Raw genomic sequence first — 17372 nt, forward strand, 5'->3', positions numbered from 1 at the left:
CCCGGATGAAGGGAAGGCGCATGCTTCGCGTGATCGCGCTCGTGCTCGCCGTCGTCGTGTCCGGCGGGATCGCCGCCGACCGCGGTCCGGACCTCGACCCGGTGTCGGGCGCCCGGCTGCACGGTCCGGTGTCGATCGGCGGCGAGGGCGCGTACTACGGGATCACCCTGCGCAAGGGTCGGGACGCGCTCTTCGGAGCGGTGACCATCACGAACGCCGGCGACCGGACGGCCGAGCTCGACGCCGGCCGCCTGCACGGCCCGGTCCGGGCCGACCAGGCCGAGCTGGTCGCGTTGCGGGTGCTCGACCTCGGTCCGGCACCGGGCCACGGCGACGTCCTGGGCGCGGGGCGCTGGAGCAGGGAGTGGCGACCGATGTGGCGACGCGCCCGCCCGATCGACCGGGCCCGGCTCGCGCCGGGGCACGAGGCGGCGCTGGTCTTCCGCGTGCGCGCCCACCGCACGGGCGTGTGGCGCTGGACGGGGTCCGCGATCGACTACCGCGTCGACGGCACCCGCTACACCGCCGTCGGCGGCTCCGGCTTCGCGCTGTGCCCTCCGCGGCGGCTCGACCGCTGCTGATGAAGAAGGCAACGCGCCCGGACCGCGGCTGCGGTCCGGGCGCGGCGTGGTGCCGGCGAGCGGGCGTCAGTCGAAGAGCACGACCCCGCGCAGGTTGCGCCCCGCGTGCATGTCCTCGTAGCCCTGCCCGATCTCGTCGAGCGTGTAGGTGCGCGTGACGATCTCGTCCAGCTTGAGCATGCCCGCGCGGTAGAGGTCGAGCAGGGCGGGGATGTCGGCGGTGGGGTTGCACTCGCCGAACAGGGAGCCCTGGATGCGCTTCTGGTAGAGCGTGAGCTCGGTGAGGCTGATGGGGGCGCCGACGTCGGCGTTGTTGCCGAGACCGGTGACGACGGCCGTGCCGCCCTTGCGGATGGCGCCGAAGGCGGCGCCGACGTGCTCGCCCTTGACCACGCCGACCGTGACGATGGCGGAGTCGGCGCCCTGGCCGTTGGTGTGCTGGCGGGCGATCTCGGCGGCCTCGTCCATGGTGGCGAACGCGTGGGTGGCGCCGAAGCGCTTGGCCTCCTCGCGCTTGAACTCCACGGGGTCGACGGCGATGACCGTGGTGGCACCCGCGTGGACGGCGCCCTGGACGGCGTTGATGCCGATGCCGCCGATGCCCATGACGATGACGACGTGCCCGGGCCGGACGGCGCCGGAGTTGACCGCCGCGCCCCAGCCGGTGGCGACGCCGCAGCCGACGAGGCAGGCCTTGTCGAGGGGGATGTCCTTGCCGACCTTGACGACCGAGCGGGCCGAGACGGTGGTGGTCTCCATGAAGGCGGAGACGCCGCACATCTGGCCGACCGGCGCGCCGCCGTCGGCGAGGTGGACGCGGGGGACCTCGGGCGGCATCCAGACCTTGCCGCCGTCGTCGCAGAGGTTCTGCATGCCGGTGGCGCACCAGCGGCAGCGGCCGCAGGCGGGCAGGAACGAGAAGACGACGTGGTCGCCCTCGGCGAGGTCGTCGACGCCCGCGCCGACCTTGGTGACGACGCCGGCGCCCTCGTGGCCGAGCGCGAACGGGTAGATCGCGACGGGGGAGTCCCCGACGGCGATGTGGTCGTCGGAGTGGCACAGGCCGGCGGCGGCCAGGCGGACCTGGACCTCGCCGGGGGCCGGGTCCGCCACCTCGAGGTCGACGACCTCGTAGGGGCCGGGGGCGGTGCGGACGATGGCGCCTCTGGTTCGCATTTGCAGTCCTTCTGGTCCGGGCACGTGCGGGTTCACCCCGACGGTAAAGCAGGCGCGGCCATTGCGCAATGCAAGACGTTGACTCACCCTGCGAGACGCTGTTAGTCTCGATTGAGAGTTCGCTCACACGCACGGTCATGAGGACGGGTATGTCAACCTACGAGAACTTCGACCATCATTCGCCGGAATGCCGCGACGACATCGTCGGCTACTACGAGGCCTTCCGCGAGAAGTGCCCGGTGGGCAGGTCGACCGCCCACGAGAACGGCTACGTCTACCTCACGCGCTACGCCGACGTCTTCCACGTCGCCCGCAACGACGCGCTGTTCTCGTCCACGCGGGCCGCCGGCGGGCTCGAGGGCACCGCCATCGTGATCCCGAGCGGCCCGTTCGGCGGCAACATGCAGTACCCGCTCGAGATGGACCCGCCGGACAACGTGGAGTACCGCCGGCTGCTCGACCTGATCCTGTCCCCGGCCGCCGTCGACGAGCTGCGCCCGATGATCGCGCGGCACGCCTCGCGCATCGTCGACGAGTTCATCGAGTCCGGCAGCGCCGACCTGGTCGAGGTGCTCACCAACCCGCTGCCCAGCGCGGTCACCCTCGACTGGATCGGGTTCCCCGAGGAGGACTGGAAGCGGATCGGTCGCCCGATCCACGACGTCTTCACCTCGGAGCCCGGCAGCGAGCGCGCCCAGCGCGCGTACGAGGGCATGGCCTACATGGAGAAGCGCCTCGCCGAGCTCATCACCGAGCGCCGCGCGCACCCGCAGGACGACGTGATCAGCCGCCTCCTCGAGGAGCGCAAGGCCGACGGGTCGGAGTTCACCGACGCCGAGCTGTTCTCGGTGATCGGCATCGCCATCACCGGCGGCGTCGACACGACGACGTCGCTCACCGGCTCGGTGCTCGTCCACCTCGACGAGCACCCCGAGATGCGCCAGCAGCTCATCGACGCGCCCGACCTGCTCATCGACGGCACCGACGAGTTCCTGCGCCGCTACGGCTCGGTCACCGCCATGTCGCGGACGACGACCACCGACACCGAGATCGGCGGCTGCCCGGTCAGCGCCGGCGAGCGCGTGCTCGTCCCCTGGTTCGCGGCCAACCACGACCCCGAGGTGTTCAGCGAGCCGCACGAGGTCCGCCTCGACCGGGACGCCAGCCGGCACCTCACCTTCGGCGTCGGCACGCACCGCTGCCCGGGCGCGCACCTGGCCCGGGCGATGTTCCAGGAGATGATCCACCAGGTCCTCACCCGGATGCCCGACTACAAGGTCGACACCGAGAACGTCGTCGGCTACGCCTCGCGCGGCAACCACATGGGCTGGGACGTCATCCCGGCGACCTTCACCCCCGGACCGCGGGTCGGCGACCAGGTCGACCAGTTCACCTCCGCCAGCGGGGGCAGCAACGAGACCTACGACGTCGTTCTCGACGCCGTCGACCTCGTCGCCGAGGACGTCGTCGCGGTCACCGTCCGCGCGGCCGACGGCGGCGTGCTGCCCGCCTGGGAGCCCGGTGCCCACCTCGAGGTGCGGCTGCCCTCGGGCCGGCTGCGCCAGTACTCGCTGTGCGGCATCCCGGACGACGGTGCGTCGTACCGGATCGGGGTGCTGCGCGAGGCTGAGGGACGCGGCGGGTCTGCCGAGCTCCACGAGATCGCGGTGGCCGGCCGCGAGCTGACCGTCCGCGGTCCGCGCAACCACTTCCCCCTCGTCGCGGCCGACGACTACCTCCTCGTGGCCGGCGGCATCGGCGTCACGCCGATCCTCGCGATGGCGCGGTCGATCGCGGCCCGCGGTGGCACCGCCCGGGTCGTGTACGGCGGCCGCTCGCGCGCCACGATGGCCTTCGCCGACGAGCTCTCCGCGCTGCCGGGCATCCGGGTCGACCTGGTCCCCCAGGACGAGCACGGGTTCCCCGACCTGAAGGGTGCGATCGAGGCGAGCGCCCCCGGCACCGCGATCTACTGCTGCGGTCCCGGCGGGATGATCGCCGAGATGCAGCGACTGTGCGAGGAGCTCGACCGCCGCGCCGACCTGCACGTCGAGAGGTTCGCGGCGAGCGACGAGATGGAGGCGCGGCTCACCTCGACCGAGGGCAACACGCCCTTCCAGGTCGAGCTGGCGCGCACCGGCGTCACCGTCGACGTCCCGGTCGACAAGCGGCTCATCGAGGCGGTGCGCGAGGTCGTGCCCGGCATCGCCTACGACTGCGAGAAGGGCTTCTGCGGCTCGTGCGAGACGCGCGTCCTCGAGGGCACGCCGGACCACCGTGACGAGGTGCTCAGCGAGGCCGAGCAGGCCACCGGTCGCTCGATCATGATCTGCGTCAGCCGGTCCTGCACCCCCAAGCTGGTCCTCGACCTCTAGGTCACCAACACACCCCCCGAACACCCGGTGCCGCGAAGCGGTGTCGGGTGTTCGTGCTGCCCGAAAACCCTGTCCCCAGGCGGGTTTCCGGGCCTTGCGAGGTGCCGCGGCGGAGGGCGACCCATCTCGCATGCGTTTCACTTGACATGATGCCGTCTCGCAATAAAAGATAGCCGCCATGCACGCGGTGACCACTGAGCACGGGCTCGGACGAGTCGAGGGCGACCAGATCGCCCTCCTCGACAGCCCCTATGCCGATCTCGGTGCGGTCGTCGAGGCCACGGGCTCGCTCGCCTGCCTCGACGACTGCGCCGTCACCCGCCGGGTGCCGGCCGACGACGTCCGCCTGCTCGCCCCCCTGGGCCGACCGCGGGCGATCTGGGGCGTGGGCCTCAACTACCGGTCCAAGGCGGCCAAGGCGGGTCGCGACCTGCCGACCGAGCCGATCCTCTACCTGGCGGCTTCGTCCGCGCTGCTCTCGCCCGACGAGGAGGTCGCCGTTCCCGGCGACGCGACCGAGCAGCTCGACTACGAGGGCGAGATCGCCGTCGTCATCGGCCGCCGGCTGCACCGCGCGGCCCCCGAGGACGTGTGGCCCGCCGTCGCCGGGATCACCGCCGCCAACGACATGACGGCCCGCGACGTGATGAAGCGGACCGCGACGCCCACGCTCGCCAAGAGCTTCCCGGGCTGCAACCCGCTCGGCCCGTCGGTCTGCACGGTCGACGAGCTCGCCGACGCCGACGCGATCCGGGTCCGCACCTGGGTCAACGACGAGCTGCGCCAGGACGACACCAGCGCCGGGATGATCTTCGCGATCCCGGACCTGGTCTCGCGGATCTCCTGGTACGCCGCGCTCGAGCCCGGCGACGTCGTCCTCACCGGAACCCCGGCCGGCACCGGCCAGGACCTCGACCGGTTCCTCGCCCCCGGCGACCGGATCCGCATCGAGGTCGGCCCGGTGCTTCCTCTCGTCACCACCGTGGGCGCGGCGTCCGGCTGAGCCGCCGTCCCTCCCCCTTCTCGACCCAGCCACCACCGTTCATAGGAGCCAGCAGATGTCCGACATCCAGGGGTACGACCTCGTCCTCAAGGGCGGCACCGTCCTCGACCCCGCCAACGGCCGCAACGAGCGCGCCGACGTCGCGATCAGCGGCGGCACCATCGCCGCGATCGGGCCGGACCTGGCCACCGACGGTGCGCAGGTCGTCGACTGCGCCGGCTCCACCGTGGTGCCCGGTCTCGTCGAGGGGCACAGCCACATCTTCCAGGACGTCTCGAAGGTCGGTGCCCCCGCCGACGAGGCCCACCTGCGCCGCGGCGTCGTCGCGGTCGCCGACGCCGGTACGGCGGGTGCCTCGACGTTCGACGCCTTCCGCAAGGTCGTCGTCGACGCCAACGAGATCCGGGTCGTCAACTTCCTCAACGTCTCGGTGCTCGGCCTGATCGACTTCCGCTTCGGCGAGCTGCTCAACCCCGACACCCTCGTCGTCGAGGACGCGCTCGAGGCCGCCGCGAACCACCCGGGCATCGTCCGCGGCTTCAAGATCCGGCTCTCCGAGGACGTCGTCGGCCACCACTGGCAGGCGCTGCTCAAGAAGTCGGTCAGCCTGGCCGAGCAGGCCGGCCTCCCGCTGATGGTCCACATCGGCGAGACCGAGGAGCCGGTGCCCGCCGTCCTCGACTACCTGCGGGCCGGCGACATCGTCGCCCACTGCTACACCGGCAAGCCGCACGGCATCCTCGCCGACGACGGCACCGTGCTGCCCGGCGTGATGGCGGCGCGCGAGCGCGGCGTCCTGTTCGACTCGGCGCACGGCAAGAGCAACCTGTCGTTCGAGGTCGCCAAGCGCGCCATCGCCGACGGCTTCCTGCCCGACATCCTCAGCTCCGACACGAGCGCCCGCAACTGGCGCGGCCCGGTCTTCGACCTGGTCACCAGCATCTCCAAGCTGCGCGCGCTCGGCGCCCCGCTCGACGAGTGCATCCGCCGAGCGACGATCGTCCCGGCCCAGGTCCTGGGCCTCGACGGCGAGGGCTACGGCCGCCTCGACGTCGGCGGCACGGCCAATGTCACCGTGCTCACCGAGACCGCCGAGGTCACCCTGCCCGACGCATCGGGCAACTCGATCGTCGCGCCGCGCCTCGAGCCGACCACCGTCGTGCACAAGGGCGCGCTCGTCGAGACCACGCCGTGGCGGGGTGGCGCGTCGGCGTGAGCACCGTGCACCAGCTGCGGCGACGGGTCCGGGAGCGACTGGCGGGGGAGGGCCGGCTGACCGGCACCTTCGTCAAGCTCGCCTGCCCGGACGTCGTCGAGCTGGCGGCCGGGTCCGGCCTCGACCTCGTCGTGGTCGACCTGGAGCACTCCACGCTCACCGAGCAGGACGCGCTCGGCCTGGTCCGGCACGCCGCGCTCTGCGGGATCCCCGCACTGGTGCGGCTCCCGGTGGTCGACGCCCCGCTCGTCGCCCGCCTGCTGGAGAACGGCGCCGCCGGCTTCCAGCTCTCCACCCTGCAGTCGGTCGCCGAGCGCGAGCACCTGCAGGCGGCCTGCCGGTTCGCGCCCGTGGGCACCCGCTCGGTCAGCCTCGCCAACCGGGCGGCGTCCTTCGGCGCGATCCCGCTCGCCGACTTCCTCCGTACCGAGGACGCCGACCCGCCGCTGCTCGTCGGCCAGATCGAGACTCCCGTCGCCGAGCCCCTCGCGGACGTCGTCCGCGGGCTCGACGTCGCCTTCGTCGGCACCACCGACCTCGCCGTCAGCCTCGGGCTGCCTGCCCCCGACGACCTCGCGGCCGCGGTCTCCTCGGTGCGCGTCGCCGCGGAGCAGGCCGGGGTCGCGTTCGGCGGCTGGGTGCCCGGGCTGGCCGAGGTCGACCGGCTCGGGCTCGGCGCGGCGTCGTACGTCGTCGTCGGCTCGGACCTGCAGCTGCTCGCCCACGGCCTGCGGGCCGTCATCTCCAAGGAGGACGCGTGACCGCGCTCAACCCCTCACTGTTCGGCAAGGTCGTCAACTGGGACGACCTGCCCCAGCGCGAGATCCGCCCCGGCGTCCGCCGCCGGATCTTCGCCACCGACGAGGTGCTCATCGCGCGCCACGAGCTCGAGGTGGGGATGACCCTCAACCCCCACTCGCACGAGGACTTCGACCAGCTGGTCTTCATCGCCTCGGGTCGCTGCAACTACCACGTCGCCGGCGTCGCCCACGACATGCGCCCCGGCTCGTTCCTGCTGGTGCCCCGCGGTGCCGAGCACTACGTCGAGCCCACCGAGGGCCCCTGCGTGAACATCGACTACTTCGTGCCCCCGCGCGCGGACCTCCTCGCCCAGCTCGAGCTCGACCTCACCTGAGGTCGGTCCGCCAGCCCCGCGAAGTGCGCGGGTTGCGGGCACGAAGTGCGCCGGTTGCGGGCACTTCGTGGGGGTTACGACTCGACGACGGCGACGGCGTCGATCTCCACCCGGAAGTCCGGGTGGACCAGACCCGCCACCTGCACGAGCGAGCTGGCGGGCAGGCGGTCCGGGGCGAGGTACCGGTCCCGCACCCCCCGTACGACGGGCAGGTCGGCGAGGTCGGTGAGGAAGTAGCCCATCTTCACCACGTCCCCCCAGCCCGCGCCCGCCGCGGCCAGCGCGGTCTGCAGGTGCTCGAACACCTGCTCCGCCTGCGCCGCGACGTCGGTGGGGTCGACGACCGTGCCGTCGGCCCGGGCCGGCACCTGGCCGGAGACGTGGACGAGGCGGCCGGGTCCGGCCACGGTGACGTGGCTGTAGCCGTTGCTGGGCGGCAGTCCCGCGGGGCGTGCGAGGTGATCGGTCATGGCGCCATTCTTGCGGGCACGGAGTGCTAGCAAACTGCGCTACTTCGGACCCGCAACCCGCGCACTTCGCGGGCGCCGGGGCAGCAGTGCTCGGGGGGAGCGGGCGCGGACGGCGCCGGCCCACAGGCCTGCGCCGTAGGCGAGGTCGTCGAGGCGCCGCGCCACCAGGGCGTACGGCGCCCCGGGGTGCTCCACGCGGGCGACGACGGCGTCGACAACGAGCGCGGTCGCGACCATCCGCCGAGCCGTGCGGCTGGCGGGCAGAGTCAGGGCGGTGAGCGGCCACCAGTGGCGCAGCAGGAGGGCGGACTCCTGGCGCACCGCCCAGCCGAACCCGCGCGCCACGAGGACGGCGGCGAGCCGGTGCCGCCCGCCCGTCACGGGGAGGCTGCGCTCGACCGACACCAGGCCGGCCGCGAGCCCGGCCGCGACGACGGGTGCCGACCAACGCCGGCGCGCGAGCAGGGCGGCCGCCGCGGCGGCCATCGGCAGCGACAGGACGGCGGGCGCGATCCGGTCGCCGTGGCGCGCGGCCAGGGGCGCGCCGCCGGTGCCGTAGACGAACTTGCGGCCCAGCCACCCGCCCATCCCCGGCCGGACGTCGTGCGCGGCGACCTCGTCCGGGTCGTAGCGCACCACCCCGCCCGCGGCGACGGTCCGCCAGACCAGGTCGACGTCCTCGCCGACGCGCATCGCGGCGTCGAAGCCGGGGCGGATCGCGTCGGTCCGCGCGACCAGGCAGGCGCTCGGCAGCCAGCCGACCGCCGCACCGGGGCGCACCGCGCAGGCCCGGGTGCCGAGGCTCAGCGACGACGCCTGCTCGTCGTACCGCTCGAACCAGCGGGGCCGCGCGCTCCGGGCGCGGCCGGTGATCCGGGGGCCGGCGAGCACCACGGCGGGGTCCTCGAAGTGCCGGGCCAGCCGGCGCAGGGTCGCGGCGTCGACGGTGACGTCGGAGTCGACGAACGCGACATAGGGGGTGCGGACCCGCGCCAGTCCGGCGTTCCGGGCCCCGGCCGGGCCGACGTTGGCGGGCAGCGCCACCAGCGTGGCGCCGTGCGCCGCCGCCACCCGGGCGACGGCGGCGGGGTCGTGCGAGGCGTCGTCGACGACGATCGTGGTCAGGGGAGCGAGGGCCGCCAGCGCGCGCCCGAGCTGCTCGGGCCGGTCCCGCACCGGGACGACGACCGTGAGCAGCCCGGCGTCGAGACCGGGACCGTGCAGGACCGGGTCGGCCAGGTTGCCGTCGAGCAGGCGCCGCGCCACGAGCCCGCCCGCGCGGTCGCGCACGCGCAGCAGGTCGCCGTCGAGCAGCGCCTGCGCCCGGGGCGTCAGCCGCAGCGCGCGGAGGGGGGAGCCGCCGACGAGCAGGTCGCCGCCGTCGGCGCGCTCGACGTCGGCCCGCAGCCGGACCTCGAAGCCGGTGGGCAGCGTGGTGCTCACGGCGCGAACCCGCCGTCGGCGTGGACCACCGAGCCGTTGACGGCCGCGGCCTCGCGGCTGCAGCAGAACGCGATGGTGGCGGCGACCTCGTCGGGGTCGAGCAGGCGCCGCAGCAGCTGGTTCTCGGCGAACGTCTCGACGTCCGGCAGGCCGTAGAGGGCGGCGGTGGCGTCGAGCATCGGGGTCCGGGTCGAGCCGGGCGAGACCGCGCACGCGGTGACCCCGGTCCCGACGAGGTCGGCGGCGAGCCCCTTCACCAGGCCGACGACGGCATGCTTCGCCGCGTTGTACGCCGCCAGGTGGTGCAGTCCGTGGTGCGCGGCCGCGGAGGCGACTGCGACGAAGCGGGCGCCGGACGGGTCCGGTCCGGCGAGGAGGGCCGGGACCGCGACGGCGGCGGTGTTCCACACGCCCTTCACGTCGACGTCCCACAGCAGGTCGAGGTCGGCCTCGGGGGTCTCCCACAGGGGCCGGCCGCCGGCGATCACCGCGGCCGCCGCGACGGCGGCGTCGAGCCGCCCCCACCGGTCGAGCGCGAGGTCGACCGCGCCGGCCAGCGCGGCCCGGTCACGGACGTCGGCCACGCAGCCGGCGACCTGCTCGTGGTCCCGGTGCTCGGAGCCGAGCGGCAGCTCGTCGACCGCGATCACCCGGTCGCCGCGCGCGACGAGCGTCCGCACGGTCGCCGCGCCGATCCCGCGCGCGGCCCCGGTGACGAGGACGACCCGCTCGCTCACGCCGACCGGTCCACGGCGGCGACGACGTCGCCCACCATCGAGGCCAGGACGACGGCCCCCTCCTCGGCGCTCGCGCCGGTGGGGTCGCCGAGCACGCCGTTGGGGGAGACCGCCTTGACGCCGCCGGCGATCATCGCCGGCAGGAGCTCGGCGAGCGTCCCGGTGTTGCCGGGCTCGGCCCGGTCGAGACGGACGTGCCACGGCGCGAGGTGCAGCATCAGCGAGGTCTCGGTCCGCCCGGCGTGCAGGTCGACGTCCTCGGTCGCGCAGGCGACCCAGGCGACGTCGTGCCCCTCGTCGGTCAGCTGCCGGACGGCGCCGCGCAGCGCGGTCAGGTTGCCGCCGTGCGCGTTGACCAGCACCACGCGCGCGGCCCAGGTCCGCATCGAGCGGGTCAGCTCGACGACGACCTGGTGCAGCACGTCGGTGCCGATCGAGCTGGTGCCGGCGAAGTCCTGGTGCTCGCCGCTCGAGCCGTAGGCCAGCGCCGGCGCGACGACGACGTCGTGGTCGCGCAGCGCCAGCAGCCGGGCCGCCTCGGTCGCCACCGCGGTCGCGATGACCGTGTCGGTGTCGAGCGGCAGGTGCGGCCCGTGCTGCTCGATCGAGCCGACCGGGACCAGCACCGTCGCCCCGGCGGGGAGGCCGGGCGAGGTCGCCGAGGCGAGGTCGGTGGGCATGGCGCGGTCAGCTCCCGAAGCCCACCGACCGCGCGGCCGGCACGCCGAGCGCGCGGTCGAAGCCGTCGGGGATCAGCAGGTGCTCGGGGCGCAGGTCGGCCGTGGACGACAGCGCGAGCCCGCGCAGCGCCGAGTCGACGCCACCGGACAGCACGTCGAGGACGTTCTCGACGCCGGCCTGCCCGTTGGCCGCGAGGCCCCAGAGGTACGCGCGGCCGATCAGCACGGCCTTGGCGCCGAGTGCGAGCGCCTTGACGACGTCGGAGCCGCGCCGCACGCCGCCGTCCATGACGACGTCGATCTGGTCGCCGACGGCCTCGGCGATCGGGCGGACCATGCGGATCGCGGCCGGCGTCCCGTCGAGGTTGTTGCCGCCGTGGTTCGAGACCGAGATGCCCGCGACGCCGGCGTCGACCGCGCGCAGGGCGTCGTCGACCCGGCACACGCCCTTGAGCACGAACGGCGTCCCGCTGATCTGGGCCCAGGTCTCGCGCATCCACACGACGTCGTCCCACGAGGGGGGCGGCGTGGTCATCCACTCGTAGTAGGCGCCGAAGAACGTCGGTGCCTCGCCACCCGGAGGGGCCAGGTTGGGCGCGGTGAGGTCGGGCAGCTTGCCGGTCTGGCGGAACTGCTGGCCGAACTGCCACATCCACCGGCCCTTGGTGGCGACCTTGGGCGCCAGCCGGATCATCGCCTTGAGGTCGACCTTCTCGGGGATCTCGGGACTGCCCCAGTCGCGTCCCATCGAGAACGACCAGTCCAGCGTGGCGATGAGGCCCTTCGCGCCGGCCTCGTGGGCCCGGGTCATCCGCTGGATCATCGTGTCGCGCTCGCCGGTCCAGTACATCTGGAAGAACGTCGTGGCGCCTGTCGCGGTGACCTCCTCGACGCTCTTGGACGCGAAGTTCGACAGGCCCATGATCGTGCCGCGGGCGGCGGCCGCGCGGGCGACGGCGACCTCGCCGTCGGGGTGCACCGCCTGGACGCCGGTGGGGCTGATGATCACCGGGCTGCCGATCGTGTGCCCGAAGACCGTGGTGGCCTGGCTGCGCTCGGGGAGCTGGCCCACGACGTGGGGGGCGAGGCCGAGCTCGGCGAACGCGGCCTGGTTGTCGGTCACGCTCTGGCCGCGCTCGGAGCCGGCGACCAGGGCGCCGTACACGGGCTGGGGGAGGCGCTTGCGGGCGCGCTCCTGGGCGACGGCGACCGACTCGAACCAGGGGTTCTGCTTCCAGGGGTTCTCGAGCTTCATGGTGCGGGATTCCTCAGGTCTGGTCGGGGACGAAGCCGGCGAGCGGGCTCTCCGCGCAGTCGGAGACCGGCGGACGGGTGAGCAGCTGGAGCATCACGGGCTGGTTGCGGGTGGGGTTGGTCTTGGAGTGGTCCTGGCTGGCGGCCGGGATGGTCCGGTCGCCGGCGAGCGCGTGCTCGCCGTACCCCTGGACGCACTCGGGGTCGGGGCCGTCGAGCGGGAGCCCGGTGAAGAACTTCGCGGCCATGCAGCCGCCGCGGCACGAGTCGTAGAACTGGCACTTCGCGCACGCGCCGCCGGTCTGGGGGGCGCGCAGCTCCTGGAACAGCGGGGAGGTCTGCCACACCTTCTGGAAGCCGCCGTCGAGGAGGTTGCCGGCCAGGAAGTTGTCGTGGATGGCGAACGGGCAGGCGTAGACGTCGCCGATCGGGTCGATCAGGCAGACCACGCGCCCGGCGCCGCACAGGTTGAGGCCCGGCAGGGACTCGCCGAACGCCGCGAGGTGGAAGAACGAGTCGCCGGTCAGCACCTGCTCGCCGTCGGCGGTGTGCGCCATCAGCCAGTCGTAGAGCTCGCGCTGCTGCTCCGGCAGGGGGTGCAGCTCGTCCCAGACGTCCGCTCCGCGGCCGCTCGGGCGCAGCCGGGTCAGCCGCAGCGTGGCGCCGAACCGGTCGGCGAGAGCCTTGAACTCGTCGAGCTGGCCGATGTTCTCCCGCGTGCAGACCACCGAGATCTTGGCGTCGGCGAAGCCGGCGTCCTGGAGGTTCTGCAGCGCGCGCAGGGCGGTGTCGTAGGAGCCGGGGCCGCGGACGTAGTCGTTGACCTCGGCGGTCGCGCCGTCGAGCGAGATCTGGACGTCGACGTAGCCGTTGCAGGCCGGCGAGGCCAGGAAGGCCGCACGCTCGGGGGTGATCCGCACGCCGTTGGTCGAGAACTTCACGCCGACCTGGTGGTGGACGGCGTACTCGAGGAGCTCCCAGAAGTCCGGGCGGATCGTCGGCTCGCCGCCGCCGATGTTGACGTAGAAGACCTGCATCCGCTGCAGCTCGTCGATGACCGCCTTGCACTGCTCGGTGCTGAGCTCGCGCGGGTCGCGGCGGCCGCTGCTCGACAGGCAGTGCGCGCACTCGAGGTTGCAGGCGTAGGTGAGCTCCCAGGTCAGGCAGATGGGGGCGTCGAGGCCGTACTCGAACTGCTGGACCAGGCTGCCGGTCTGGGGGCGCTCGGGGGCGAGGGTCATGCGCTCTTCTCCTCGGCGGTCGCGCCGTCGGGGCGCGGGCGGATCATGTCGGTGGCGGCCAGGCCGCGCAGGGCCGCCGCGTAGGCGGGGTGCTGGGAGGCCGGGACGCCCGCGTTCTCGAGGGCGGTCCGTACGTCGGGCGCGGCGGCGAGACCGCGGACCACGGCGACCAGCTCGGGTCGCTTGAGGAACGTCAGCTTGCGGTTGCCGAAGTGGTAGGCGAGCGCACCGAAGGGCTCGGGGCGCAGCGCCACCGACGGCGAGAGCGTCCACGGCTCTCCCAGCAGGGCGTCCATCAGTAGACGCCGCACATGCCGTCGATCGAGACCTCCTCGATGAGGTCCTCGGCGACGAGCTCGTCCTGGTGCTCGTTCTCGGGGTTCATGCACACCTCCTTGGCTGCTGTTCTGTGGTCCGGGCCACACTAATGGCACTCGTGGTCAAAAAGGAAGGAGTGCGCCGTGCTAACTTGCGGCGCCATGGTCGAACCAGTGCGGACCTCAGCGCGGGGCCGTCCCGTCGCGACCAGCCATGCCGCCATCGAGCAGGCCGCCTTCACGCTCTTCACCGAGCGCGGCTTCGCCTCGACCACGCTCGACGACATCGCCCGCGCCACCGGTGTCGGACGGCGGACCCTGTTCCGCTACTTCGAGTCCAAGAACGACATCCCGTGGGGGCGCTTCGACCTCACCCTGGCCGGCTTCCGCGAGCTGCTCGCCGGCCAGCCGCGCGACCTCCCCCTGCATGAGGCGGTGCACCGCGCCGTCGTCGCGTTCAACAGGTTCCCGGGCGACGCGCGGCCCAGCCACCGCGACCGGATGCGGCTGATCCTCACCACGCCCGAGCTCGAGGCGCACTCGGTGCTGCGCTACGCCGACTGGCGCGCCGTCATCGCCGAGTACGTCGCCGAGCGCACCGGCACGGCGCCGGGCGACCTGCGTCCCCAGCTCGTCGCGCACGTGTCGCTGGCGCTCGCGATGACGGCGTACGAGGCGTGGTTGAGCGACGCGGACGCCGAGCTCGAGGACCTCCTCGACCGCTCGATGGCCGCGCTGCGCGACCACCTCGGCGCCGCGTCGTCGTAAGGCGGTCGCGGAGAACCGGTCCGGCAGGAGATCATGGGCCGGTGAGCGGCGCGAAGACCGAGACCGGGCCTACGGGGGAGGAGCTCGGCCCCCATGAGGGCGAACCCCACGAGCAGGGCTTCAACAACCGGCTCAACTGGCTGCGCGCCGGTGTGCTCGGTGCGAACGACGGCATCGTCTCGACCGCCGGCATCGTGCTCGGCGTCGCCGGCGCGACCGCCGACCGATCGGCGATCCTGATCGCCGGCGTCGCCGGACTGGCCGCCGGCGCGATGAGCATGGCGGCGGGCGAGTACGTCTCGGTCAGCACCCAGCGCGACTCCGAGGAGGCGCTGCTCGCCAAGGAGAAGCGCGAGCTGCGCGAGGACCCCGAGGACGAGCTCGCCGAGCTCGCCGGCCTCTACGTCGACAAGGGCCTCGAGCCCGACCTCGCCCTCGAGGTCGCCACCCAGCTCACCGCCAAGGACGCCCTCGCCGCGCACGCCGAGGTCGAGCTCGGCATCGACCCCGACGACCTCACCAACCCCTGGATGGCCGCCTTCGCGTCGATGGTCTCGTTCACCATCGGCGCCCTCCTGCCGCTGCTGACGATCCTCTTCGTCGGCGCCGACCTCCGGGTTCCGGTGACGGTCGCCGCGGTCGTCGTCGCCCTCGCCCTCACCGGCTGGGCCAGCGCCCGCTTCGGCTACGGCTCGCCCGGCCGGGCCGTGCTCCGCAACGTGCTCGGCGGCCTTCTCGCCATGCTCGTCACCCACGGCATCGGCCAGCTGGTCGGGACCCAGGTGTGATGCGGGTCTTCACCGCGCTGGTGCCCTCCCCGGAGGCGATCGACCACCTCGACGCCTTCCTCGAGCCCCGCCGCGCCGCCGCCGGCTTCCGCTGGACCCGACCCGAGCAGCTCCACCTCACCCTCGCCTTCATGGCCTCCGCGAGCGAGGCCCGGATCGACGACTACGTCGAGCGCCTCGCCGAGTCCCTCGACGACCTCACCCCCGCGCCGGCCCGGCTGGCGGGCGCCGTGGTGTTCCCCAACGTCGCCGAGGGACGAGTGCTGGCGGTCGGCGTCACCGGTGCCGCGCCGCTCGCGTCGCTCGCCGTACGCGCGCGCAACGCCGCAGTGGCCAGCGGCATCGAGGTCGACGGCCAGCGCTTCCGGCCGCACGTCACGGTCGCCCGCACCGGCGGCCGCCCGACCGAGCTGACCAGCTGGGTCCGGCTGCTCGAGACGTACGAGGGGCCGGAGTGGGCGGTCGGCTCCGTCGCCGTCATGGCGTCGCACCTGGGGGAGGGGCCGCGGCGCAGTCCTCGCTACGAGACGCTCGCGGAGATCCTGCTCTAGCCCGAAGTAGGTGGGTTGCGGGTGCGAAGTAGGCCGGTTGCGGGTTCGAGATCTACACCGTCGCTGTGGATCTCGAACCCGCAACCCACCCACTTCGTGCCCGCAACCGGCGCACTTCGTGCCCGCAACCGGCGCACTTCGGTGGGTGGAACGAGCAGGGGCCCGGATCCTGGTGGATCCGGGCCCCTGACGTCGTGCGGGTGGTGCGGTGCTCAGTCGAGTGCGCGGACGATGTCCTCGACCCGGTCCTTCGCGTCGCCGAACAGCATCTGGCTGTTGTCGCGGAAGAACAGCGGGTTCTGGACGCCGGCGTACCCGGCGGCCATGGAGCGCTTGAAGACGATGACGTCCTTGGCGTTCCAGACCTCCAGCACCGGCATGCCCGCGATGGGGGACGTCGGGTCCTCGGAGGCGGCCGGGTTGACCGTGTCGTTGGCGCCGATGACCAGGACGACGTCCGTCTCGGGGAAGTCGTCGTTGATCTCGTCCATCTCGAGCACGATGTCGTAGGGCACCTTGGCCTCGGCCAGCAGCACGTTCATGTGGCCGGGGAGGCGACCTGCGACGGGGTGGATGCCGAAGCGGACGTCGACGCCCTTGGCGCGGAGCTTGGCGGTGAGGTCCGCGACGGGGTACTGCGCCTGGGCGACGGCCATGCCGTAGCCCGGCGTGATGACCACGGACGACGCGCCGGCGAGCAGCTCGGCGGCGGCCTCGGCCTGGATCTCGCGGTGCTCGCCGTAGTCCTTGTCGTCGGCGGGGCCGGCCTCGATGCCGAAGCCGCCGGCGATGACGGAGATGAACGAGCGGTTCATCGCCTTGCACATGATGTACGACAGGTACGCACCCGAGGAGCCGACGAGCGCACCGGTGACGATGAGCAGGTCGTTGCCGAGCAGGAAGCCCGACGCGGCCGCGGCCCAACCGGAGTACGAGTTGAGCATCGAGACCACGACCGGCATGTCGCCGCCGCCGATGGACGCGACGAGGTGCCAGCCGAGGGCCAGCGCCAGCAGCGTGATGACGGCGAGCAGGAGGGTCGCGCCGGTGCTGTCGTGGGTGTCCATCGCGACGTAGACGGCGGTGAGGACCGCGAACAGCACGAGCGAGCCGATGTTGATGAAGTTCTTGCCCGGCAGCATGAGCGGGGCGGACTTCATCTTCGCCGACAGCTTGAGGTTGGCGACGATCGAGCCGGTGAACGTGACGGCACCGATGAAGATGCCGATCGCGACCTCGGCCTCGTGGATGTTGATCAGGCTGGGCATCGAGTCGTGCGAGCCCAGGATGTGACCGTTCCAGCCGATCGCGACGGCGGCGAGACCGACGAACGAGTGCAGCATCGCGATGAGCTCGGGCATGCCGGTCATCTCGACGATCTTGGCGCGCCAGATGCCGATCGCGGCGCCGACGGCGATCGCGGCGAGCATCAGGACGATGACCAGGGCGCGGCCGTCGACGTACTCGCTGACGTCGATGGTGGAGGCGACGGTCGCGACCAGCGCGACCGCCATGCCGACGATGCCGAAGGTCAGGCCGTTCTTGGCCGACTCGTGCTTGGACAGGCCCGCCAGCGACAGGATGAACAGCAGGGCGGCGACGATGTACGCCGCGCCGGTGATGGAGTTCATGTCCAT

The 17372-nt window shown here is 73.0% G+C and carries 19 protein-coding genes; 9 read left to right on the forward strand and 10 right to left on the reverse strand.

The annotated features are described in order from the left end of the window. The first annotated feature begins 20 nt into the window (after nt 1-20). Nucleotides 21-581, forward strand: coding sequence for a hypothetical protein (locus tag BM223_RS01495; protein WP_038682162.1), 561 nt, complete (start codon nt 21-23; stop codon nt 579-581). 66 nt (nt 582-647) lie between these two features. Here the strand turns inward: BM223_RS01495 and BM223_RS01500 are convergent, their stop codons facing one another. Continuing rightward, complete coding sequence (locus BM223_RS01500; RefSeq protein WP_038682160.1) at nt 648-1757, reverse strand: NDMA-dependent alcohol dehydrogenase; 1110 nt, start codon at nt 1755-1757, stop codon at nt 648-650. Between the two features lie 149 nt (nt 1758-1906). Between BM223_RS01500 and BM223_RS01505 the strand changes: the two genes are divergently transcribed. The 5 genes from BM223_RS01505 (at nt 1907) to BM223_RS01525 (ending at nt 7486) form a co-directional block, all read left to right on the forward strand. Next, nucleotides 1907-4132, forward strand: a complete 2226-nt coding sequence (locus tag BM223_RS01505) for a cytochrome P450/oxidoreductase (protein WP_038682158.1) — start codon at nt 1907-1909, stop codon at nt 4130-4132. A 187-nt stretch (nt 4133-4319) separates the two neighbouring features. After that, complete coding sequence (locus BM223_RS01510) at nt 4320-5135, forward strand: fumarylacetoacetate hydrolase family protein (RefSeq protein WP_158510236.1); 816 nt, start codon at nt 4320-4322, stop codon at nt 5133-5135. A gap of 55 nt (nt 5136-5190) precedes the next feature. After that, nucleotides 5191-6351 carry an amidohydrolase family protein gene (locus BM223_RS01515; protein WP_052139082.1) on the forward strand — a complete coding sequence of 387 codons (1161 nt, stop codon included), beginning with the start codon at nt 5191-5193 and terminating at the stop codon, nt 6349-6351. Then, nucleotides 6348-7112, forward strand: a complete 765-nt coding sequence (locus tag BM223_RS01520; protein WP_158510235.1) for an HpcH/HpaI aldolase family protein — start codon at nt 6348-6350, stop codon at nt 7110-7112. The genes BM223_RS01515 and BM223_RS01520 overlap by 4 nt, the downstream gene beginning before the upstream one ends. Further along, nucleotides 7109-7486 carry a cupin domain-containing protein gene (locus BM223_RS01525; protein ID WP_052139081.1) on the forward strand — a complete coding sequence of 126 codons (378 nt, stop codon included), beginning with the start codon at nt 7109-7111 and terminating at the stop codon, nt 7484-7486. The genes BM223_RS01520 and BM223_RS01525 overlap by 4 nt, the downstream gene beginning before the upstream one ends. A gap of 74 nt (nt 7487-7560) precedes the next feature. Here BM223_RS01525 and BM223_RS01530 read toward each other — a convergent pair whose 3' ends face one another. From BM223_RS01530 to mftA, 8 genes are read right to left on the reverse strand one after another with little or no spacing between them, the layout of a single operon-like run. Then, nucleotides 7561-7956, reverse strand: coding sequence for a RidA family protein (locus tag BM223_RS01530; protein WP_038682154.1), 396 nt, complete (start codon nt 7954-7956; stop codon nt 7561-7563). A 39-nt stretch (nt 7957-7995) separates the two neighbouring features. After that, nucleotides 7996-9399, reverse strand: a complete 1404-nt coding sequence (mftF, locus tag BM223_RS01535) for a mycofactocin biosynthesis glycosyltransferase MftF (RefSeq protein WP_038682152.1) — start codon at nt 9397-9399, stop codon at nt 7996-7998. Then, complete coding sequence (locus BM223_RS01540) at nt 9396-10136, reverse strand: mycofactocin-coupled SDR family oxidoreductase (protein WP_038682149.1); 741 nt, start codon at nt 10134-10136, stop codon at nt 9396-9398. The genes mftF and BM223_RS01540 overlap by 4 nt, the downstream gene beginning before the upstream one ends. Beyond that, nucleotides 10133-10816, reverse strand: coding sequence for a mycofactocin biosynthesis peptidyl-dipeptidase MftE (gene mftE, locus BM223_RS01545; protein ID WP_038682147.1), 684 nt, complete (start codon nt 10814-10816; stop codon nt 10133-10135). Before mftE ends, BM223_RS01540 begins: the two co-directional genes overlap by 4 nt. Nucleotides 10817-10823: 7 nt before the next feature. Beyond that, complete coding sequence (gene mftD / locus BM223_RS01550) at nt 10824-12071, reverse strand: pre-mycofactocin synthase MftD (RefSeq protein WP_038682145.1); 1248 nt, start codon at nt 12069-12071, stop codon at nt 10824-10826. Between the two features lie 13 nt (nt 12072-12084). Beyond that, on the reverse strand, nt 12085-13311 hold the full coding sequence (gene mftC / locus BM223_RS01555) for a mycofactocin radical SAM maturase (protein ID WP_038682143.1): 1227 nt from the start codon (nt 13309-13311) through the stop codon (nt 12085-12087). Then, nucleotides 13308-13607: a mycofactocin biosynthesis chaperone MftB gene (mftB, locus tag BM223_RS01560; protein WP_038682141.1), complete on the reverse strand. Its 300-nt coding sequence runs from the start codon at nt 13605-13607 to the stop codon at nt 13308-13310. The genes mftC and mftB overlap by 4 nt, the downstream gene beginning before the upstream one ends. Beyond that, nucleotides 13607-13696 (reverse strand): mycofactocin precursor MftA, encoded by a 90-nt coding sequence (gene mftA / locus BM223_RS01565; RefSeq protein ID WP_075018440.1) that lies wholly within the window; start codon nt 13694-13696, stop codon nt 13607-13609. Before mftA ends, mftB begins: the two co-directional genes overlap by 1 nt. Nucleotides 13697-13802: 106 nt before the next feature. On the opposite strand from mftA, the gene mftR reads away from it, so the two are divergent. From mftR to thpR, 3 genes are read left to right on the forward strand one after another with little or no spacing between them, the layout of a single operon-like run. Further along, nucleotides 13803-14396, forward strand: coding sequence for a mycofactocin system transcriptional regulator (gene mftR, locus BM223_RS01570; protein WP_235319066.1), 594 nt, complete (start codon nt 13803-13805; stop codon nt 14394-14396). 41 nt (nt 14397-14437) lie between these two features. Further along, a complete protein-coding gene (locus BM223_RS01575) occupies nt 14438-15184 on the forward strand; it encodes a VIT1/CCC1 transporter family protein (RefSeq protein ID WP_038682139.1) in 747 nt (248 codons plus the stop codon). Next, nucleotides 15184-15735, forward strand: coding sequence for an RNA 2',3'-cyclic phosphodiesterase (gene thpR, locus BM223_RS01580; protein ID WP_038682138.1), 552 nt, complete (start codon nt 15184-15186; stop codon nt 15733-15735). Before BM223_RS01575 ends, thpR begins: the two co-directional genes overlap by 1 nt. Nucleotides 15736-15947: 212 nt before the next feature. On the opposite strand, the gene pntB is transcribed toward thpR, so the two are convergent. Next, the gene (gene pntB / locus BM223_RS01585; RefSeq protein ID WP_038682137.1) at nt 15948-17372 is read right to left on the reverse strand and encodes a Re/Si-specific NAD(P)(+) transhydrogenase subunit beta; all 1425 of its coding nucleotides are present in this window, start codon (nt 17370-17372) and stop codon (nt 15948-15950) included.

This window comes from Pimelobacter simplex, from assembly GCF_900114845.1.
In the GTDB taxonomy this organism is placed as follows: Bacteria; Actinomycetota; Actinomycetes; order Propionibacteriales; family Nocardioidaceae; genus Nocardioides; species Nocardioides simplex.